This window comes from Pseudoalteromonas sp. 2CM39R (genome assembly GCF_023161845.1).
Window position 1 is genome coordinate 1 of sequence record NZ_JALNTM010000018.1, and the last position, 21,786, is coordinate 21,786.

A 21,786-nucleotide genomic window follows, 5' to 3' on the forward strand; every position below is an offset into this window, starting at 1 on the left:
ATGCAAGTTTCTGTTGAGACGACTCAAGGCCTTGAGCGCCGTCTGACCATCACCGTTCCTGCAGAGAACGTTGAGACCGAAGTAAAAAAACGCTTACAACAACTGTCAAAAACGCAGCGTATCGACGGTTTCCGTGCTGGTAAAGTTCCAGTATCAGTAATCAACAAGCGTTTCGGACCAGCTGTTCGTCAAGAAGTTGCTGGCGAAGTAATGCAACGTAATTACATTGAAGCAATCGTTGCTGAAAAAATTAACCCTGCTGGCGCACCTACATTTGCTCCAAAAGCACTTGAAGCAGGTAAAGATTTAGAGTTCTCAGCAACATTTGAAGTTTACCCTGAAGTTGAAGTTCAAGGTTTAGATAAAATTGCTGTTGAAAAACCAGCGGTAGAAGTAACTGACGAAGATTTAGCAAACATGCTAGAGACACTTCGTAAGCAACACGCTTCTTGGGCTGACGTTGATGCAGCTGCTGGCGCAAACGACCGTGTAACGGTTGATTTCGTTGGTACTATCGACGGTGAAGAATTCGAAGGCGGCAAAGCTGAAGATTTCCCATTAGAACTTGGCCAAGGTCGTATGATCCCTGGTTTTGAAGACAACATCGTAGGCAAAAAAGCAGGCGAAGAAGTTGTTGCTGACGTAAACTTCCCTGAAGATTACCACGCTGAAAACTTAAAAGGTAAAGCGGTTCAATTCACTATCACAGTGAAAAAAGTTGAAGCGCAAGAATTACCTGAATTAAGCGATGAGTTTGCAACTAAATTCGGTGTTGCCGAAGGCGGCGTAGACGCGCTTAAAGAAGAAGTTAAAAAGAACATGACACGTGAGCTAGACCAAGCGGTTAAAGCTAACGTAAAAGACCAAGCAATCAAAGGTCTTTTAGAGCAAAACGAAGTTGAAGTGCCTAAAGCATTAATCGACCAAGAAGTTGACGCTTTACGTGAGCAAGCTGCTCAACGTTTTGGTGGTAACGGTCAAAATATGCCTGAGCTTCCAGCTGAATTGTTCCATGAGCAAGCAGTTACACGAGTTAAAACTGGCCTATTATTAGGCGAAGTGATCAAAGCAAACGACATCAAAGTTGATGACGCTAAAGTTGAAGCACTTATCGCTACTGTAGCATCTGCATACGAAGATCCAACTGAAGTAGTAGAATACTACAAAGCAAATGATCAACTAATGCAACAAATGCGTAATGTAGCAATGGAAGAGCAAGCTGTTGAAGCTATTTTAGCTAAAGCAACTGTGACTGATGTTGAAAAAGCATTTGATGACATCATGAATCCACAGCAAGGTGCATAATAAGTCATTGACTTAAGCGCTCGCTAACGATTAAATGGCTCGTGTTACTCTGTTTATGCAGTGTGCCCGGGCCATTTTAGTTTGTGGTTCTTAATTAGCTAAAAATGATCATTATGCTTTTCTTAGAATAAGTATAAGCGCATAAGGAATTAAATAAGTATGAACACTGGTATGACAGATCCCCTAAACGCATTAGTACCAATGGTTGTTGAGCAAACAGCTAAAGGCGAGCGCTCGTTTGATATTTATTCGAGACTATTAAAAGAGCGTATTATCTTTTTAACGGGCCAAGTTGAAGACAACATGGCAAATCTGATTTTAGCGCAAATGCTTTTCTTAGAATCAGAGAACCCAGATAAAGATATCTTCTTATATATCAATTCACCGGGTGGCTCGGTCACTGCGGGAATGGCTATTTACGATACAATGAATTTCATCAAACCTGATGTAAGTACTATTTGTGTGGGCCAAGCGGCTAGCATGGGTGCGTTTTTACTATCTGGTGGTGCTAAGGGTAAACGTTTTTGTTTACCTAATTCACGTGTAATGATTCACCAACCATTAGGTGGATTCCAAGGTCAAGCATCTGATTTTGAAATACACGCGAAAGAAATCCTGTCTATTAAAGACAAATTAAATCGCTTAATGGCTGAGCATACTGGCCAACCGCTTGATGTTGTTTCACGTGATACAGACCGTGATAACTTTATGAGTGCAAGCCAAGCTGTAGATTACGGTATTGTTGACTCAGTATTTACTAATCGCGGTAGCAAGTAAGTATGCCTGCAAGCAGTAATGCTTGCTAATGAGAGTTACTATGCGAAAAAGCCTAAATTTTGGTATAGTTAAAGCGTATTAAAATAGCCACCAAGACTTTGGTGGCCAACGTAATAAAATGAGGTAGCTGAATGTCTGACACTCCTACAGACGGCGACAAAAGTAATAAATTGTTATACTGCTCTTTTTGCGGCAAAAGCCAGCATGAAGTTCGAAAATTAATTGCAGGACCTTCAGTATACGTTTGTGATGAATGTGTAGAGCTGTGTAATGATATTATCAGGGAAGAAATTAAAGACATCGCGCCTAAGCATGATGCCGCTGACAAATTACCTGTGCCAAAAGAAATTCGTAACCACTTAGACGACTACGTAATTGGCCAAGAGCATGCGAAAAAAGTGTTGTCTGTAGCGGTTTACAATCACTACAAGCGTTTACGCAACCAATCAACTAAACAAGACGTTGAACTAGGTAAAAGTAATATTTTATTAATTGGTCCAACGGGGAGTGGTAAAACACTACTAGCTGAAACGTTAGCACGTTTGCTAGATGTGCCGTTTACAATGGCCGATGCCACCACGTTAACCGAAGCCGGTTATGTGGGTGAAGATGTTGAAAACATCATTCAAAAGCTTTTACAAAAATGTGACTACGACGTAGAAAAAGCACAACGTGGTATTGTTTACATTGATGAAATTGACAAAATTTCACGTAAATCAGATAACCCATCAATCACCCGTGATGTATCAGGTGAAGGTGTACAACAAGCCTTACTGAAATTGATTGAAGGTACAGTTGCTTCTGTTCCGCCACAAGGTGGACGTAAACATCCACAGCAAGAGTTCCTGCAAGTAGACACTTCTAAAATTCTGTTTATTTGTGGTGGTGCATTTGCTGGTCTTGATAAAGTTATTGAACAGCGTAGCCACAAAAATACTGGCATTGGTTTTGGCGTTAACGTTAAAGAGTCGGCAGCGAGCCGCTCTTTAAGTGAAACATTTAAAGATGTTGAGCCAGAAGATTTAGTAAAATATGGTTTAATTCCAGAGTTTATTGGCCGTTTACCTGTTGTTGCTACATTGACTGAACTTGATGAAGCTGCACTGGTACAAATTTTAAGTGAGCCTAAAAACGCTATTACTAAGCAATTTTCAGTATTGTTTGGGATGGAAGACGTTGAGCTTGAGTTTCGTGATGATGCACTACGTGCTATTGCTCACAAAGCAATGGAACGTAAAACCGGTGCACGTGGCCTGCGTTCAATCGTAGAAGGTGTATTGCTTGATACTATGTATGAGCTGCCTTCAATTGATAACGTAAGTAAAGTGGTTGTTGATGAAACCGTTATTAAAGGTGAGTCTGACCCAATCTTGATTTATGACAGCAGTAATCAAGAACAAGCCGCAGCAGATTAAATTCTGAGCAAGTTGTAAAAAAAAGGAGCCAATGGCTCCTTTTTTTATAATTAATTTAATCGAGTTGGCAAAAATTGTTGAACTTTAATTAGGTTATCCCCATATACTTGAGTAATCTTTAAATAAATGAAGTGCAAAGAGAAAATACAATGACGCTTGAGAGAAACGATCGAGTCGAAATCCCTGTGCTAGCACTGCGCGATGTAGTGGTGTATCCACACATGGTGATCCCGCTTTTTGTAGGCCGTGAAAAATCAATAAAATGCCTTGAAGCGGCAATGGATAAAGACAAACAAATTTTCTTAGTTGCACAAAAAGATGCAACTGTAGACGAGCCTGAGAAAGACGATATTTATCGTGTAGGGACAATTGCGACTGTACTTCAATTATTAAAGCTACCCGATGGTACAGTAAAAGTATTAGTTGAAGGCACACAGCGTGCAAATATCGAAGAGTTTGTTGATAACGAAGACTTCTTTGTTGCCAATGCTCAGTTTATTGAATCTGATTCAGTGAATGAACAAGAGCAAGATATTTTTATTCGCAGTGCATTAAGCCAGTTTGAAGGCTACGTAAAATTAAATAAAAAAATCCCACCTGAAGTGATGACCTCGGTCTCTGGTATTGATGAGCCCGCGCGTCTTGCTGATACCATGGCTGCGCACATGCCATTAAAAGTGCCTGAAAAACAAAAAGTACTTGAAATATCAAGTGTTACGGAGCGCTTAGAGTACTTAATGGCGTTGATGGAAGGTGAAATAGACTTACTGCAAGTTGAGAAAAAAATTCGTACCCGCGTTAAAAAGCAGATGGAAAAATCGCAGCGTGAGTATTACCTCAATGAGCAAATGAAAGCGATTCAAAAAGAGCTTGGCGAAATTGACGATGTACCAGATGAATTCGAAGCGCTAAAAAAACGCATCGAAGAGTCAGGTATGCCTAACGAAGCGAAAGAAAAAGCCACGGCAGAGTTTAACAAACTTAAAATGATGTCGCCGATGTCGGCAGAAGCTAGTGTTGTTCGCTCATACATAGATACGTTAATCAACGTACCGTGGAAAAAACGCTCTAAAGTGAAAAAAGATTTAGCAGGCGCGCAAAAAATACTAGATAGCGATCACTACGGACTTGATAAAGTTAAAGAGCGTATTATTGAATACCTCGCGGTACAGCAGCGTACTAATAAGCTTAAAGGGCCTATTTTGTGTTTAGTTGGGCCGCCAGGGGTAGGTAAAACCTCTCTTGGGCAATCTATTGCGCGTTCAACTGGCCGTAAGTACATTCGTATGGCACTGGGTGGTGTACGTGATGAAGCTGAGATACGTGGTCACCGTCGTACTTATATTGGCTCTATGCCTGGTAAATTGATTCAAAACATGACTAAAGTGGGCGTTAAAAACCCGTTATTCTTGTTAGATGAAATTGATAAAATGTCAGCGGATATGCGTGGAGACCCTGCATCAGCTTTACTTGAAGTACTTGATCCTGAGCAAAACAGCCATTTTGCTGATCATTACCTAGAAGTCGATTACGACTTATCTGATGTAATGTTTGTTGCTACCTCTAATAGCTTTAATATTCCTGGGCCTTTATTGGACCGTATGGAAGTTATTCGTTTAGCCGGTTATACCGAAGATGAAAAATTAAATATAGCTAAAGAACATTTAATTCCAAAGCAAGTTAAGCGTAATGGCTTAAAAGAGAAAGAAGTTGAAATTGCTGACAGTGCCATTATCGGTATTATTCGATATTACACGCGTGAAGCGGGCGTTCGTAACTTAGAGCGTGAAGTGTCTAAATTATGCCGTAAAGCGGTTAAAAATATCTTAATGGAAAAAGACACCAAAACGGTCACTATCGATGCAGATAACCTCGAAGAGTACTTAGGTGTGCAACGCTTTGATTACGGTAAAGCAGAAGATGGCGACCGTATAGGCCAAGTAACTGGCCTAGCATGGACAGAAGTAGGCGGTGACTTACTAACGATTGAATGTGCTGCAGTACCAGGTAAAGGCAAATTGACTTACACCGGCTCGTTAGGCGATGTAATGCAAGAGTCGATTCAAGCGGCAATGACTGTTGTGCGTAATCGTGCTGATGAGCTACGTATTAATAGCGACTTTTATGAAAAACGTGATATTCACGTGCATGTACCTGAGGGCGCAACTCCTAAAGATGGTCCAAGTGCGGGTATCGCAATGGTTACTTGTTTGGTTTCAAGCCTAACGGGCAATCCAGTGCGCTCTGATGTGGCCATGACGGGTGAGATTACCCTACGAGGTGAAGTACTGCCTATTGGTGGTTTAAAAGAGAAATTATTAGCGGCTCACCGAGGTGGTATTAAAACGGTGGTGATCCCTAAAATTAACGAACGTGACTTAAAAGAGATACCTGATAACGTATTGGCGGGTCTTGAGATTCACCCTGTTACGTGGATTGACGAAGTATTGAAGCTTGCTTTAGTGCATCCAGTTGATAGTTTTTCAGTCGAAACACCAAAAAAGCAGTAAAAAAGCCAAAAAAAGTGCTTTTAGGGGCTTTTCAAATCTAAACGGTATGATAAGTTAAGCACTGGTTTTCAAGCCTAGCCCTTGCAGGGCCTAGGTTTAAGAAAAATATAATCATATGAGCTTTAAAAAAATTGCTCAAAAATTTCAAAACAGTGATGTTAGTTTAAAAAACAATCGCTCTTGATAACAACAATGAAAGAGGATGATATTGTGAATAAATCTCAATTAATCGATCAAATCGCAGCTGATGCTGACATTTCTAAAGCGGCTGCAGGTCGTGCACTAGATTCATTCATCGAATCTGTATCTGGCGCGCTAAAAGATGGCGACTCAGTTGCACTTGTTGGTTTTGGTACTTTCTCTGTACGTGAGCGTGCTGCTCGTGCAGGTCGTAACCCACAAACTGGTGAAACGATTCAAATTGCTGCAGCTAACATCCCAGCTTTCAAAGCCGGTAAAGCGCTTAAAGACGCAGTAAACTAATCATTGTGTAAACAATTTAGTTATGGCGAGTAAAGATACGCTTAATTATTGCAATCGATAAATTAAGTTACTTCACCGCCAGTTACTTCAAGTGAAAAAGCGTATCTGGTAAGATACGCTTTTTTTACATATGACAAGGTAGAAAATACCTTGCTCAGAAAAGAGATAAACAAATGCTTGAGAAAATCAGAGAAGGTTCGCAAGGGCCGGTAGCCAAAGTCATTTTAGGCGCGGTGATTTTATCTTTTGCCTTAGCTGGGATCGGTAGTTACTTAGGTCAAACCACAGAACAACCCGTTGCTGAAGTAAATGGAATTAAAATTAGCCAAACAGAATTTAGCCGTGCGTTTCAAAATGAACGTAGCCGCTTAGAACAACAATTTGGTGAGTACTTTACCCAAATAGCAGCAGATCCAACTTACATGGCTCAAATCCGTCAAGGTGTGATTGACCGTTTAGTACAACAAGAATTACAAAGTCAGTTAGCTGCCGAGCTTGGTTTGCGCGTAAGTGATGAAAGCGTTCGTAAAACAATTTTAGAGCTACCTTATTTTAAAATTGGCGACAAGTTTAATAACGACCGTTATTTACAAGTTATTCGTCAAATGAATTTTCAACCTGACGCATTTCGTGAATACCTGCGTGATGATATGACACGTAGCCAGTTAGTATCTGCCGTTGCGGGTACTGATTTTGCGCTGCCAAATGAGCTTAAATCAGCCATTGCGTTGCAACAGCAAACACGAAGCATTGATTATTTAGTAATTGATAAACAAGCAATGCAAGCTGATGTTGAAGTTACAGAGCAAGAAGTTGCGGATTACTATGAATTAAACGCAGGTCAATTTTTATCACCTGAATTAATTTCAGTTAATTACATCGAACTAAATGCAGATGATATTGATGTTGCATCGGTAAGCGAAGACGATGTAAAAGCATATTACGAGCAGAGTAAAGCGCAATATGTTGAACCAGAAAAGCGTCGTGTGTCGCATATTCTAATCGACAATAGCGAAGATGATGATGCGGCTAAAGCGAAAGCTGAGTCGTTACTTGCCCAGCTTAACGCTGGTGCTGATTTTGCTGAGCTAGCAGAGACATCGTCAGATGACATTGTTAGTGCAGAAATGGGTGGCGATTTAGAGTGGATTGAACGTGATGTTATGGAACCAGCATTTGAAGATGCAGCGTTCGCATTGCAAAACAAAGGTGATTACTCTGACGTTGTTGCCTCTGAGTTTGGTTATCACATCATCAAACTGACTGATCTACAAACTCAACAAGTTAAACCGTTTGATGAGGTTAAAGCTGACCTACGTGCTGAACTTGAGCAAGCTGAAAAAGTAGATGCGTTTTACGAGAAGCAAACAGAAATGGGGGCATTAGCCTTTGAGATTTCTGATCGCTTAGACGATGCTGCTGAAGTGGCGGGTGTAGAAGTACAATCTACTTCTTTACTAGCGCTTAGCGCGCTTCCTGAGCCGCTTAATAACCCAGCGGTTGTGACTGCCTTATCATCAGTTGAACTACTAGAAGATAAAGTCAATTCAGAAGTAATTGAGCTTGGTAATGAGCACGTGATTGTGGTGCGTGTAAATGAGCACCAACCTGCGGCAACGAAAGCATTAAGCGAGGTAAGTGAGCAAATTAAAACACGCTTAATGAATGAAAAGGCATCAGACCTTGCAAAAGAAAAAGCACGCACGTTATTTGCACAAGTAAAAGAAGGCAAGAGCTTAAACGATGTGGCTGCTGAGCAATCACTAAACGTTCGTCAAGAGTCGCAACTAACTCGTGAAAGCTTTGCTGTTTCACCTGCTATTGTTACCCAAGTATTCAAAATGGCACATCCTAGTGATGCGGCTGTATATGATATGGTTAACTTAAATAATGGCGATGCAGCGATTGTTGCGCTTAAAGCGGTAAATGATGCACCAGTGAGTGACAACATTGAGCCACAAATGAAGCAAAACATTACTATGGCGCAAGCGCAGAAAAACTATACGGTATTCATTGAATCGCTTAAGCAACAAGCAGAGCTTAATGTACCAAAAGCAGCTCAAGCAGCTGAATAAGTAATAGCTAAATTAAAAAGGGCGCCAATTGGCGCCTTTTTTGTTTGTTTAAACATTAACAACTCAATAAGCGCTGAGTAACCTTTGATTGCGGGTTTTGAAAAATAGTTTCTGTAGCGCCGTATTCAACAATCTCACCCTTATTGAGTACCACTAGCTGGTCGCTAATATGGCGCACTAAACTTAAATGATGGGTGATCAAAATATAGGTTAATCCAGTTTCAAGCTGTAGTTTAAGTAATAGATTTACTATTTGCGCTCTTACAGAAGGGTCAAGCGATGAAAGTGCCTCATCGAGTACAACAACCTTAGGATCTAATATAAGCGCGCGAGCGAGCGCTACACGCTGTAATTGCCCCACACTAAACATATGCGGATAGTATTGCTGATGATCGACCAGTAGACCCACTTTAAGCAGCGTACTACCAATTTTTTCACTACGTTGAGTTTTATCAAAATCAGTATTGAATTTTAGGCAATCATCGAGCATTTCAGCAATGGTCACTGCTGGGTTTAATGAGGTGGCGGAGTCTTGAAAAATCATTCGGATATAACGACACTGGGCATCACGATTACCATTGTTTTCTATAGTGTTATTCTCTAATAATATCTGCCCGCTATCGGCACTGTATGCACCCACTAATAATTTAGCCAGGGTACTTTTTCCTGAGCCTGTTTCACCAATAATGGCAATTGTTTCACCTTTACCAATACAAAATGAGATGTTTTTTAAAACATCAAACTTTTTACGGCTAAACAGACCCGCGCGCATGTTAAAGGTTTTTGATAAGGCTTGAACTTTTAACAGTGGCTGCATTATTTTATTTCCTTGATCAGCGGGAAGTGACAGGCGTAGCTATGACCATGATGCTTTGAAAGTTTAGGCGCAACCACACATTCTTTTTGTGCTTGTGGGCAACGTGGACCGAGTCGACAACCAATCGGTAAATGTTGTAATGTTGGAATAGTGCCTTTAAGCGCATAAAAGGGTTCTTTATGGGCTAAACCATGCTCATAATCGGGCAGGCTTTTTAGTAAAGCCTGCGTATACGGATGGCGAGGTTGGCTAAAAATACGGTGTGTTGGACCTGCTTCAACCATTTGACCGCAGTACAACACATGAATACCATGCGACCAATTAACAATTTCTTCCAGCTCATGAGAGATCATCAAAATAGACATGTTCTTTAGCTGATTTAAACTTTTTAATAACCTAAACACCTGTGCACGGGTGGTGCTTTCTAGTGCGGTTGTAGGCTCATCAGCAATGAGTAGCTTCGGTGTACGGGCAATCGCCATGGCTATCATAACCTTTTGGCATACGCCCTCAGAGAGCTCATGCGGGTAGCTATCAAGCACCGCTTCATGATTTTTAATACCTACTTTATGTATTAAGGCTTTAACACGGTCTTTACGCTCTCGGTTGCGTTTTAAGAAAAATCCTTTAGCAGCCACTTCAGGCAGTGTTTCAGCGATTTGGTTAAATATTTTAGCAGTAGGATCTAGACAGCGACTGGGGTCTTGGTAAATCATCGCAATGTCTTGGCTAACTGTTTTACGGCGTTGCTCTGGTGTTAAGCGCATTAAGTCAACACCACGCCAATGCATTCTATCTGCGGTTATCACCCAGCGCTCATTAAGCACGCCGACGATGGCTTTTGCAATTAAGCTTTTGCCAGAGCCTGATTCGCCCACTAAAGCGTGTACTTCACCTTCTTTTAAACTAAAGCTTACGCGATCAACAGCACGAATGGCGGTTTCGGAAGTTTGAAGTTCAATGGTTAAATTTCGAATATCTAGTAACTGCATCTAATCGGCCTTACGCGCTTGTAAAACTTTGCGAAGTCCATCGCCCACTAAGTTTGTTGAAAGAACCGCTAAAAATAACAGGACGCCCGGCAATGCTACCGTCCAAGGTGCTAAATATATAAGTCCTAAGTTCTCTGCTAAAATTGCGCCCCATTCAGTAGTCGGCGGCTGTGCACCCAGTTTTAAAAACCCTAATGCCGCAATATCTAAAATAGCAGTAGAAAGCGCCATCGTAAAAATAACTACAATATATTCATACACATTAGGAAAAATCCCGCGTGATAAAATATGCCATTTAGAGGCGCCATCTAAGCGGTAGGCTGTAACATAATCTTTGCCAAGTTCGTCAACTATCAGGTTTCTAATTGAATGAATAAACTGGGGTAATAAGGCCAAAATAATTGCCCATACGGTATTCATTAATCCAGGACCGAGTATGGCAATAATAATGATGGCCAGTAACAATGAGGGAATTGACAGCGTTACATCCAGTAAGTGGTTCAAAAAACTAGAACGTATGCCTTTACTGATCCCTGCAAAGGTACCTACCAACACACCAATAACAGTGGTGATCAGTGCAGCCACAACCGATAACCCGAACGTATATGTGGCGCCATTCATTAAACGAGACAGCACATCTCGGCCTAAATCATCGGTGCCAAGTATAAACCGCACATCGCCCATTTCATTCCACGAGGGAGGCAGTAATAGTGCATCACTGTGCTGTTGATTTACCCCATAAGGCGCAAGAAAAGGCGCGGTAGCTGCTAACAGGCTAAAGGCAATAAACACCCATAAACCAACCAGTGCAGGGTGGTTATTTTTAAACTTTCGCCAGAGTCTCGCTAATGGCGATTTATTTGAATCTTCTGAAAATAAGTTAAACTTTGCCATGCGCTTGGTTCCGAGACAGAGGATCGAGTAGGGTGTAGGTCAGTTCGGCCATAATTGTGGCAATAATAATAAATAAAGAGACGGCCATTAACCCACCTTGTATGGCGGGATAATCACGTTGATAAATACTGTCTATTAACCAGCGACCGATCCCAGGCCACGAAAAAATAACTTCAGTGATCATCGCTAAGGTGATCAAGGTACTAAACTGCAAACCTATTTGTTTTATAACCGGTAGTAAGGCATTTCTTAGGGCGTGATGAATAATAAGCTGCCCACGAGTAAGCCCTTTGGCGCGAGCTGTTTTAATGAAGTTTTGATCCATCACTTTTAACATCGATTCGCGAGTAAAGCGCACTAATACCGTGGTTGGATACATAGCAAGTACAATAGTAGGTAAAGTAAGGTGATGCAGCGCATCTAACATGGCCAAACCATTGTAAGGAAAATCAGCGAGTAAAATATCAAGTAAAATAAATCCTGTGCTCGCGGGTATCTCATACAACAAGCTCACTCGCCCCGACATGGGAAACCAGCCAAGCTTGAGCGAAAAAACCATAATTAATAATAATGCCAGCCAAAAAATCGGCATAGAATAGCCAATCATCGCTGTAGAGCTAATAAATTTATCAGGCCATTGTTTATTATATGCCGATGCTAAAATACCGACAGGCACACCCACTACCACCGAAATAAATAACGCATAGATACTTAGCTCTAACGTTGCAGGAATTAAATCAACCACATGGGCGAAAACACTGCTCCCCGAGGCGAATGACATTCCCCAATCCCCTTGTAAAATTCGTCCTACAAAGGCGATGTACTGCATAAAGTAGTTACTGTTAAATAAGTACTTTTCTTCTAACTGCGCATTTTGGGTAAAGTTAGTGTCTGGTATGCCGCTTAAGTTACTGAGCGGATCGCCAGGAAATAAATAACTCAACGAAAAGGTAAAAATACTGAGTAGCAACACCATAAAAAATAACAGTCCGAGGCGGCGTAAAATATAATCTAAGATCATTATTTTTTCCTCGCGTTAGCCAGCGAAATAGCACCGAATGGCCCTAAGGTAATGCCCTCAACATCTGCGCTACTTGCTTGAAAACGCATGCCATGGGCAATTGGCAGTAAAGGCAATTGTTTGATGATCATGCTTTGTGCTGCGTCGTAATATTGTTTACGTAAATTTAAATCTGTGGTGTCTAACGCTTTGGTCAGTAGTAAATCAAATTCAGGGTTACACCAGTTTGCAGGGTTTTTGCCACTAAAGGTCGCAGTACAACTTAATAATGGGCTAAAAAAGTTATCGGGATCAGGTGTATCAGCTGCCCAACCTAATAACACACTGTCGTGGCGATGCTCACCAATGCGTTGAATAAAGGTGTTCCATTCATATTCTACAATATTTACATTAACGCCAATTTTGCGTAAATCACTTTGCATTAGCTCAGCCATTTTGCGGGCATTGGGGTTATAAATACGGCTTACCGGCATAGCCCAAATGCTCATATCAAAGCCTTTTGGAAAACCAGCTTCAGTTAATAATTTTTTCGCTAACTGTGGGTCAAAAATAGGCATGTTTTTTTGTAGTTCAAATGCCCATGACGTAGGCGGAAGAATAGATTGTGCACGCAGTCCATTCCCGTAATATACCGCTTGCATTATTTTATCTATATCAATGGCATGAACCAATGCTTGACGTACTTTTAAGTTATCAAACGGTGGACGCTCGGTATTAAATGCCCAGTAACCAATATTTAAGTTAGTTTCTCTTTCAACGTTAATATCATCACGCTGCGCTAAAATACTTAATTGGGCACTACTCGGGTGTGCGGTTACATCACACTCTTTGGTCAATATTTTAGCAATACGGGTGGTACCATTTGGGGTAATGTCGTACACCAATTGCTCAAGGGCAACCTCATGCTTCCAATAATCAGCGTTTTTATAAAAGCGCACTAAATGATCGCGTCGGTACTCTTTATAAATATAGGGGCCTGTGCCAATCGGGTATTGATCAAATAGGTTTTCTTGATTATTAGCTTTGAGCGCCATGGCATATTCTTTAGAGAGCACGACAGCAAAATCGGTCGCCATATTAGCTAAAAAGCTGCTCTCGGCATTAAATAACTCAAATCGGACTTGATGATCAGAGACTCTAACAATTTTACGAATTAGCTGGTCAATCCCCACACTTTGAAAGTAAGGGTAATTAGCATCGCCAATAAAGTGATAAGGATTATAAACGTCGAATAATCGACTAAAAGTAAATATTACATCATCAGCGTTAAATTCACGGCTAGGAGTGAAATAAGAGGTGGTATGAAACTTAACTCCTTTGCGCAAAGTGAAGGTAACCGATTTACCGTCTTTACTGATCTTCCAATCAGTGGCAAGTTCACTCTTAAATTCGGCGGTCACGGGGTCAATACTAATTAACCGGTCGTATAACTGGTTAGCAATAATATCGATAGTTGATCCTGTGGTTGTGACTTGTGGGTTAAACGACACAGGATTAGCCTCGGCGCAATAAACGAGGCCTTGGTTTTTTTCTTCTAAGATTTCTTCTTTACTATCAATGCAACCTACTAAGCTCAATGATATTAAAGCAAGTAATAATTTATGCACCCGCACAACCTCTACTATTCTAGCAAATTGTATTTTTTCAAATAACCACGTAGTTGATGATACGTTAAACCAAGTACTTCTGCAGTCTTCTTTTGATTAAATTGGCTATGTTCTAATGCTTTTTTTATCAATGTAATTTCAAATTCATTAGAGAGCGTTTTTAAGTCGCATGGAAACTCAGGTTCTTTGGTACTTGAACTCAATGCTACAGGCGCTTCTATAGGCTGTGCATGAGTAGTCGGTTCAGATTGTATTATAGCAGGTGCTTGTGCATGTTTTATGCGGGCTTTAGGTCTAAAGCGACTTTCGAATGGGTCTAAAATAATTTTATGTACAGGAATATGTTCATTGCCGTGGCGATACAGACTTCGTTCTACCACATTTTTAAGTTCACGGACATTACCCGGCCACTCATAACTGAGTAAACTTTCTTGTGCACTGCGGGTAAAGCCACTAAATAGCTCCCACTCAAGGTCTCGTGCCATGTTCATCGCAAACTGTTCAGCCAGCAACATAATGTCATCTTGACGTTCACGCAGTGGCGGTAAGGTGATCACATCAAACGCGAGTCTATCGAGTAAATCACTTCTAAATTCACCTTGTTGTGCTAAATGGGGTAAGTCTTCATTGGTTGCACAGACTAAGCGAGTGTCTACTTTAACGGTTTGCTTGCCGCCAACACGCTCAAACTCACCATACTCAATCACTCTTAATAGCTTTTCTTGCACCATGGCAGAGGTATTTGCTAACTCATCTAAGAACAAGGTACCACTATTGGCGCGCTCAAAGCGGCCTTCATGGCGTTTACTTGCGCCTGTGAAAGCGCCACTTTCATGACCAAATAATTCACTCTCGAGCAGGTTTTCGTTCAATGCCGCACAGTTAAGCTTGACGTAACTTTGATCCCAGCGTTTGGATAAAAAGTGTAAACGTGCTGCAATTAGCTCTTTACCGGTACCACGTTCACCAATAATAAGTACGGGTTTATCTAGGTTAGCCAGTTGCGAAACCTGATCAAGCACCGATAAAAAGCTGTCTGATTGGCCAAGTAAATTGTCCTGTTGGCGATATTGACTCATATTTCCTAACTCTTAGTCATTTTTACTAACAGTTAGTGTATTTCATTATGGTGGATAACAAAAGTAATTTGTAATTTACATTTAACATATTGAAAATAAATGGTATTTTAAAAATATAAAAGTTGGCAAGCATATTGATACTAATAAAAGCAGACACATTTAGATTAAATAATAGAGGTATATGTTATGGGAATTTTTTCACGTTTTGCAGACATTGTTAATTCTAATATCAATGCCATTTTAGATAAAGCAGAAGATCCTGAAAAAATGGTTCGTCTTATTATCCAAGAGATGGAAGATACACTTGTAGAGGTACGCTCTACGTCAGCAAAAACCCTTGCTGAGAAAAAAGAATTAGTACGTCGCGTAGATACACTAAAAGCCCAAGTAAGCGATTGGCAAGACAAAGCCGAATTAGCACTGAGCAAAGATCGTGATGATTTAGCTCGCTCAGCTTTACTTGAAAAGCAAAAATCAGCCGATGCAGTCGCTGCAGTAGAAAGTGAACTTGATCATGTAGAATCTCATATCGAGAAACTACAGCAAGAAGTGACTACGCTACAAGAGAAACTAGCGGATGCTAAAGCACGTCAAAAAGCGATTATTTTACGTCAACGCTCGGCTGAGTCGCGCCTTGAGGTTAAAAAAGCACTTGATAGTTCTAAAGTGGATGATGCACTTAATCGTTTTGAACGTTACGAAACCAAAATTGATGGGCTAGAATCTCAAATAGAGTCTTACGATTTGGGTAAACAAACGTTAGCAGATGAAATTGCTGATTTACAAAAGAATGAAAAAATTGATGACGAGTTAGCTGAACTTAAAAAGAAACTCTCGAATAAATAAATATAAAACAGGGGCCTTGTGCCCCTGACATCAACATTGAATACGGATTGTCAGGAGAGGATTATGTTTGATCCAGAGATACTAATTGCACCCTTTATCTTGTTTATGATTTTTGTTGCACCACTGTGGTTAATTTTACACTACCGAAGCAAAAAACAGGTAAGCCAAGGGTTAAGCGAGCATGAGCATCACCAGTTATTGGAGCTTGCTCAAAAAGCTGAAAAAATGACTGATAGAATCGAGACATTAGAAGCGTTACTTGATCAAGAGTCACCACAGTGGAGACAAAAAGTATGAACACCAAACGCGAATTATTAAGAGACCCACAGCGCGGTAAAATTGCCGGTGTATGTGCGGGATTAAGTGACTACTTTAATATGGAGTTATGGTTAGTTCGCATTATTTTTGTTAGTGCTGTACTACTAACTGGTGGCCCATTATTTGTGGTAGCGTATATTGCAGCGTGGTTTATTTTAGATAAAAAACAACCCAGTGCTGTAAGTAAAACACAATCAACGTATGGCGGTGATCCGCTAGAAGTAAAATTTAAAGTATGGCAAAAAGGCGAGCCACCGCGTCGTGCGCTGCAAGACTTAAAAGAGCGATTAACTCGTGTAGATAGCCGCCTTCAAAACATGGAACGCTACGTTACTTCAAGCGAGTTTACGGTCAGCCGTGAAATTAATAAACTTTAAGGGATTGATAAGCACCTTGTTTGCAGCCTGATCAATGACGGCAACTAAGGTGCAAAACACTTTATGAGCCAATCATTTGCAAAAAAGACCTTTAAAAGCGTTAAAGGCAAAGCACAAAAAGCCCTGCATCGTAGTTTAGATCAACACGTTAAACTTGCCGTAACAGGGCTGAGCGGCAGTGGTAAAACGGCGTTTATAAGCGCGTTAGTTAAGCATTTAACCTCTCAGGCGAATGACAACAACTTACCTTTTTTTGATGTGATGCGTGAACATCGCCACATTGCTACTAAAATTGTGCCGCAAGAGGCATTAAATGTTCCCACTTTTGATTATAACCGTGCAATAAGTGCTTTACTGCCAAGTGAAGGCGACCCTGCATGGCCCGCTTCTACCGAACGAATAAATACTTTACGTTTGGCGATTAAATACCAAAGCAACGCGGGTCTGCGCGGTCATTTCTCACCCCAATCGACGCTGTATTTAGATATTATTGACTATCCTGGTGAATGGTTGCTTGACCTACCTATGCTCGCGCAAAGCTTTGAGCAATGGTGCGAGCAACAATATCCATTACTTAGCCAAACGCCACGTGATAAAAGCTCAGCTGAATTTTTACAATCCATAGAGCAGCTTGATTTAGATGCACCGGTAGATGAAAACGCACTGGCTGATATTGCAAAATGTTATCAAACCATGTTGGTAGGGCTAAAAAAAGACACTAAGCTTGCCATGTTACAGCCAGGACGGATGTTAATGCCGGGTGACTTGCAAGGTGCACCATTATTACTATTTTTTCCAATTAGTCCTAAAAAAATAAGTGACGATGTAGTAGCGGGTTCTAACTTAGCGCATTTAATTAAACGTTTTGATGCTTACGTAAAAGAAGTCATTAAACCTTTTTATAATGAGCATTTTCGCCATTTTGACCGTCAAATCGTCTTGGTAGATGTACTGAGTGCATTAAATGAAGGCTATGAAACATTAGCTGAGCAAAGTCGAGTGATCAATCAGTTATTGTCACACTTTAGCTATGGTGATTCTGGTTTTTTTAAACGCTTGTTTAAACCTAATATTGATAAAATATTATTTGCTGCAAATAAGTCCGATCACATCAGTGCAAAGCATCACAAAGATCTTGCACTGTTACTCGATTCGTTAGTTAAAGAGCAAAGCAATCACTTAAAATTTGATGGGGTAAAAATAGAAACACTGGCGATGTCATCAATTGCTGCAACTGTGTCCCGCCAAGTGGTTGATAAGGGGCAAACACTCGACTGTATCTATGGCAAGCCATTGAATGAACAACAGTGGCTAACTTACCTGCCTCCTCAGCCGCCGAGCAGAATGCTTAATAAAAGTGAGTGGCCAACACATGGGTTTGAGTTTTTATCATTTGCACCTATGCCAAGCCCAGATCAACAGCTTAAGCACATTCGCTTAGACCATGTGATGCAGTACTTGTTAGGAGATAAGTTAACATGAGTGAGTCAACACACCAATTTCAAGCTGGGCGTCGTATTAATGCCCAAAATATTGAGCAAAATGAACCAGATTTATTAGCGGCTAAAGTCGTAGAGCAGGGACAAAGTGAGCAGCCTAGCAAAGATAGCGACGATCTAATTGAACCTGAAATCGATATTGAGCCTGTATATAAAAAGTCTAAGTGGCAAACCCTTAAAGGCCTATTTGCACTGAGCTTTATGGTTTTAATATTACTTGAGTTCGCATTTTCAATTGTATTGGCGTTTCAGCAGTCGGTTATTTTAGGTGGGGTGTACTTAACCGCTGTAATAACCGGTGTACTACTGATATCGCGTTTATTGTGGCGTGAATATAGAATGTTACGCAGCTTAAAGCGTAATCAGCTGCACCGCCATGAAGCTAATCGTTTGCTCAATAGTGAGCAGGTAGGCGGGGCGATACCTTGGCTTGAAAAGCTTAATAAACATCAGCAATTAGATAATTTCGAAAACTTTAAAAATCAGGTCGCTACGCACCACAGTGACAAAGAAATAATGTCTCTGTACGCGAATAGCTTACTGATAACGCAAGACAATCAAGCTAAAAAGTTAATAAACCGTTTTGCAACAGAGTCAGCTTTATTAGTTGCTCTAAGCCCAATTGCGCTGGTGGATATGATGGCTGTGCTGTGGCGTGGCACTAAATTAATAGAGCAAATAGGCCGCATATATGGCATTGGCTTTGGTTATGCCAGCCGTATTAAACTTTACCGCATGCTTATTAAGCAAGTAATGTTTGTAGGCAGTGCAGAGCTCGTATCTGATTTAGCCGCCACGGCACTCAGTGCTGAATTATTAGGCAAGCTTTCAGGGCGAGCTGCACAAGGTGTTAGTGCCGGTATATTTACAGCGCGTATTGGTTACAAAGCTATGGAGTTAAGCCGACCCTTACCGCGTCTTGAAAACAAGCGCAGCTTGTTAAAAGGCACAGTCCAAGGGATTGCGAGTAAAATTATGAGCCGTAAGGGAGCTGAAACTAAGTAGTGAGAGTTCGTTGGCAATATTTGTGTACAGCTTTTTGGGTAAAGTTTGCACAAATAGCCATCTGAGCATCCGGCATGCTTGTGATTTTAAGTGCGGTGCGTTTTATTTATGCTATTGACACACATAATAAAAACGAGAACACACAATGAGCAAGCATCATCAAAATACCCAATGTATCCATGGCCCGCAAAAAGCAAACGACCCCCATGGCGCATTAACCTCACCTTTGTATCAAACGTCTACGTTTCATTTTGAAAATGCCGCTCAAGGTGCTGCCCGCTTTGCAGGTGAGGAGCCCGGTTATATTTACACGCGTTTAGGTAACCCAACCACTACTGAACTTGAGCAAAAAGTGGCGCAATTAGAAGGCTGTGAGGCCGCCGCCGCCACGGCAACAGGTATGGGTGCGGTATCCGCTTCGGTACTAAGCTTCCTATCGCAAGGCGATCATTTAATTGCATCAAGCGCTCTGTATGGCTGCACCTTTGCTTTTTTTTCGCATATGTTGCCGCGATGGGGAATTGAAGTCACCTTTGTTGATATGACCAATGAGAGTGAACTGCGCGCAGCCATTAAACCTAACTCAAAAATGATATTTGTAGAAACACCAATCAATCCAACCATGGCAGTGATTGATTTAGCATTTATTGGCGATGTTGCTAAACAGCATAATTTACTGAGTGTGGTCGACAATACGTTTTTAACCCCGCTGCTGCAGTCACCAAAAAAGTACGGTATCGATATTATAATGCATAGCGCGACCAAGTATTTAAATGGTCACGGCGATGTTGTTGCGGGTATTGTGTGTGGTTCACTTGAGCATATTACACAGATTAAAATGACCGTGCTTAAAGATATTGGTGCCACTATTAGTCCACACGATGCGTGGTTAATAAATCGCGGCTTAAAAACTTTAGCTATTCGCGTTGAACGCCATTGCCAAAGTGCGCAAACGATTGCTGAGTATTTAGAAGCTCATCCGCAAGTAAATAAAGTGTATTACCCTGGGCTTAAGTCTCACCCGGGTTACAAGTATATTGGTAAGCAAATGAAAGCGGCTGGCGGTGTTATTGCCTTTGAAATTAAAGGGAGCTTAACCGACGGTGAGCATTTTATTGATAGTATGCAACTGTGCACATTAGCGGTTAGCTTAGGCGATGCTGAAACGCTCATTCAACACCCTGCATCAATGACGCATTCGCCATACACTCCCGAAGAAAGACTAGCAGCTGGAATTAGTGATGGTTTAATTCGTTTATCAGTTGGACTTGAAGATGTTAACGATATTATTAACGATCTCAACCAAGCATTTACTAAAATATCTTGAGGTGTAAATTAATGGTTACATTAAATTATTCCTGTGGGCACTATTAAGAATGGGCTGTGTTTTTATCTTTTCTTTACTGTAATTATAAATTTACGATCTGTGTGTTCTGCAAAAGTATTGATCTGCGTCAAGCTATTAAACTTTTGTTCACTTTTGCATAGTATGGCTACATCGAATAGCCAAGCATTTGGCTGTTATTTTGACACCGATTTAGGGTTTTATCCCAAAGAAGGTATTTATGGCTAAAGCAAGTAATTACACCTCCAAAACACCTGATGAAAATGGGGTTATACATTGGAGCGATGAAGAAAATAAAATTTGGTCTGAGCTTGTAGCACGCCAACTTGCGTGCATTGAAGGCAAAGCCTGTGATGAGTACATGGAAGGATTGAAAAAAATCAATCTGCCTCATGATCGTATCCCACAGCTGAGTGAGCTAAACGAAGTACTTTTAGCAACCACAGGTTGGCAGGTTGCACCTGTACCTGCACTTATCGATTTTGATGAGTTTTTTAGGTTACTCGCTAACAAGCAATTTCCTGTAGCGACCTTCATTCGTAGCCGTGAAGAATTTGACTACTTACAAGAACCCGATATTTTTCATGAGATATTTGGTCATTGTGCCATGCTAACCAATCCTGACTTTGCAGAATTTACCCATAAGTACGGGCAACTAGGATACGCGGCAGAGAAAAAAGACCGCGTTTATTTAGCGCGCATGTACTGGTTTACCGTTGAGTTTGGTTTGATGCAAACTGAAAAAGGATTACGTATTTACGGTGGCGGTATTTTATCAAGCCCAGGGGAAACCCAATACGTGTATTCAGATACACCAGAGATTAATCCAATGAATGTGCTAGATGTGCTACGTACACCGTACCGTATAGACATTATGCAACCATTGTATTACACGATTAATTCGATTCATGACCTGTTTGAAATATCTCAAATGGATATAATGACTTTAGTTGAGCAAGCTAAATCACTTGGTTTGCACGACCCTAAGTTTCCTCCAAAAGAAAAATTAGCTAGTTAATTTTTGAAAAAAGTAACGCTAAATTAAGGATTTAAAATGTCTTCATTAAGTGCACAAAAATGTGAAGCCTGTCATGCAGATGCTCCAAAAGTATCTGATGCTGAATTGGCTGAATTGATTAAAAAAATCCCTGACTGGGTGCCAGAAGTACGCGACGGTATTATGCAGTTAGAGCGCGTTTATAAGTTTAAAAACTTTAAACAAGCCATTGCGTTTACCAATAAGGTAGGTGATATGGCTGAAGACGAAGGGCATCACCCAGGTCTATTAACCGAATGGGGCAAAGTAACTGTTACTTGGTGGAGCCATTCAATTAAAGGTCTGCATAAAAATGACTTCATTTGCGCTGCTAAAACAGATGATGTATTTAACGCGCTGTAATTAATTAGATTTGAGTAAATAA

General features: G+C 40.8%; 20 protein-coding genes. 14 read left to right on the forward strand and 6 right to left on the reverse strand.

Annotated features, from left to right (window positions below; all coding sequences use genetic code 11):
* The 6 genes from tig to MTF66_RS29145 all read left to right on the forward strand — a co-directional run bounded on the left by tig (position 1) and on the right by MTF66_RS29145 (position 8,565).
* Positions 1-1,305, forward strand: coding sequence for a trigger factor (gene tig, locus MTF66_RS29120; RefSeq protein ID WP_138622675.1), 1,305 nt, complete (start codon positions 1-3; stop codon positions 1,303-1,305).
* A gap of 159 nt (positions 1,306-1,464) precedes the next feature.
* Positions 1,465-2,082, forward strand: coding sequence for an ATP-dependent Clp endopeptidase proteolytic subunit ClpP (gene clpP / locus MTF66_RS29125; RefSeq protein WP_008111041.1), 618 nt, complete (start codon positions 1,465-1,467; stop codon positions 2,080-2,082).
* Between the two features lie 131 nt (positions 2,083-2,213).
* Positions 2,214-3,497 carry an ATP-dependent protease ATP-binding subunit ClpX gene (clpX, locus tag MTF66_RS29130; protein ID WP_010388064.1) on the forward strand — a complete coding sequence of 428 codons (1,284 nt, stop codon included), beginning with the start codon at positions 2,214-2,216 and terminating at the stop codon, positions 3,495-3,497.
* Positions 3,498-3,646: 149 nt separating this feature from the next.
* Entirely contained in the window at positions 3,647-6,007 is a 2,361-nt protein-coding gene (gene lon, locus MTF66_RS29135; RefSeq protein WP_008467545.1) for an endopeptidase La, read from the forward strand.
* Positions 6,008-6,190: 183 nt separating this feature from the next.
* The gene (locus MTF66_RS29140) at positions 6,191-6,490 is read left to right on the forward strand and encodes an HU family DNA-binding protein (protein ID WP_256872136.1); all 300 of its coding nucleotides are present in this window, start codon (positions 6,191-6,193) and stop codon (positions 6,488-6,490) included.
* Positions 6,491-6,663: 173 nt separating this feature from the next.
* Positions 6,664-8,565 (forward strand): SurA N-terminal domain-containing protein, encoded by a 1,902-nt coding sequence (locus MTF66_RS29145; protein ID WP_054202402.1) that lies wholly within the window; start codon positions 6,664-6,666, stop codon positions 8,563-8,565.
* 55 nt (positions 8,566-8,620) lie between these two features.
* On the opposite strand, the gene MTF66_RS29150 is transcribed toward MTF66_RS29145, so the two are convergent.
* From MTF66_RS29150 to pspF, 6 genes are read right to left on the reverse strand one after another with little or no spacing between them, the layout of a single operon-like run.
* Positions 8,621-9,382, reverse strand: coding sequence for an ATP-binding cassette domain-containing protein (locus MTF66_RS29150; RefSeq protein ID WP_054202403.1), 762 nt, complete (start codon positions 9,380-9,382; stop codon positions 8,621-8,623).
* Entirely contained in the window at positions 9,382-10,374 is a 993-nt protein-coding gene (locus MTF66_RS29155) for an oligopeptide/dipeptide ABC transporter ATP-binding protein (protein ID WP_010388077.1), read from the reverse strand. Before MTF66_RS29155 ends, MTF66_RS29150 begins: the two co-directional genes overlap by 1 nt.
* Entirely contained in the window at positions 10,375-11,268 is an 894-nt protein-coding gene (locus MTF66_RS29160; protein ID WP_010388079.1) for an ABC transporter permease subunit, read from the reverse strand.
* Positions 11,255-12,289, reverse strand: coding sequence for an ABC transporter permease subunit (locus MTF66_RS29165; RefSeq protein ID WP_109874328.1), 1,035 nt, complete (start codon positions 12,287-12,289; stop codon positions 11,255-11,257). Before MTF66_RS29165 ends, MTF66_RS29160 begins: the two co-directional genes overlap by 14 nt.
* On the reverse strand, positions 12,289-13,896 hold the full coding sequence (locus tag MTF66_RS29170) for an ABC transporter substrate-binding protein (protein ID WP_010388083.1): 1,608 nt from the start codon (positions 13,894-13,896) through the stop codon (positions 12,289-12,291). Before MTF66_RS29170 ends, MTF66_RS29165 begins: the two co-directional genes overlap by 1 nt.
* Before the next feature lie 14 nt (positions 13,897-13,910).
* A complete protein-coding gene (gene pspF, locus MTF66_RS29175) occupies positions 13,911-14,975 on the reverse strand; it encodes a phage shock protein operon transcriptional activator (protein ID WP_010388085.1) in 1,065 nt (354 codons plus the stop codon).
* Positions 14,976-15,161: 186 nt separating this feature from the next.
* Between pspF and pspA the strand changes: the two genes are divergently transcribed.
* The 8 genes from pspA to MTF66_RS29215 all read left to right on the forward strand — a co-directional run bounded on the left by pspA (position 15,162) and on the right by MTF66_RS29215 (position 21,764).
* Entirely contained in the window at positions 15,162-15,821 is a 660-nt protein-coding gene (pspA, locus tag MTF66_RS29180) for a phage shock protein PspA (protein WP_010388087.1), read from the forward strand.
* A gap of 63 nt (positions 15,822-15,884) precedes the next feature.
* The gene (gene pspB, locus MTF66_RS29185; protein ID WP_010388090.1) at positions 15,885-16,118 is read left to right on the forward strand and encodes an envelope stress response membrane protein PspB; all 234 of its coding nucleotides are present in this window, start codon (positions 15,885-15,887) and stop codon (positions 16,116-16,118) included.
* On the forward strand, positions 16,115-16,516 hold the full coding sequence (pspC, locus tag MTF66_RS29190; protein WP_054202405.1) for an envelope stress response membrane protein PspC: 402 nt from the start codon (positions 16,115-16,117) through the stop codon (positions 16,514-16,516). Before pspB ends, pspC begins: the two co-directional genes overlap by 4 nt.
* Before the next feature lie 63 nt (positions 16,517-16,579).
* On the forward strand, positions 16,580-17,998 hold the full coding sequence (locus MTF66_RS29195; RefSeq protein ID WP_138622677.1) for a YcjX family protein: 1,419 nt from the start codon (positions 16,580-16,582) through the stop codon (positions 17,996-17,998).
* Positions 17,995-19,020 carry a TIGR01620 family protein gene (locus MTF66_RS29200; protein WP_138622679.1) on the forward strand — a complete coding sequence of 342 codons (1,026 nt, stop codon included), beginning with the start codon at positions 17,995-17,997 and terminating at the stop codon, positions 19,018-19,020. The genes MTF66_RS29195 and MTF66_RS29200 overlap by 4 nt, the downstream gene beginning before the upstream one ends.
* A gap of 145 nt (positions 19,021-19,165) precedes the next feature.
* The gene (megL, locus tag MTF66_RS29205) at positions 19,166-20,347 is read left to right on the forward strand and encodes a methionine gamma-lyase (protein ID WP_138622681.1); all 1,182 of its coding nucleotides are present in this window, start codon (positions 19,166-19,168) and stop codon (positions 20,345-20,347) included.
* Positions 20,348-20,585: 238 nt separating this feature from the next.
* Positions 20,586-21,383 carry a phenylalanine 4-monooxygenase gene (gene phhA, locus MTF66_RS29210; RefSeq protein WP_008111003.1) on the forward strand — a complete coding sequence of 266 codons (798 nt, stop codon included), beginning with the start codon at positions 20,586-20,588 and terminating at the stop codon, positions 21,381-21,383.
* A gap of 36 nt (positions 21,384-21,419) precedes the next feature.
* The gene (locus tag MTF66_RS29215; RefSeq protein WP_008111000.1) at positions 21,420-21,764 is read left to right on the forward strand and encodes a 4a-hydroxytetrahydrobiopterin dehydratase; all 345 of its coding nucleotides are present in this window, start codon (positions 21,420-21,422) and stop codon (positions 21,762-21,764) included.
* The last annotated feature ends 22 nt before the right edge of the window (positions 21,765-21,786 follow it).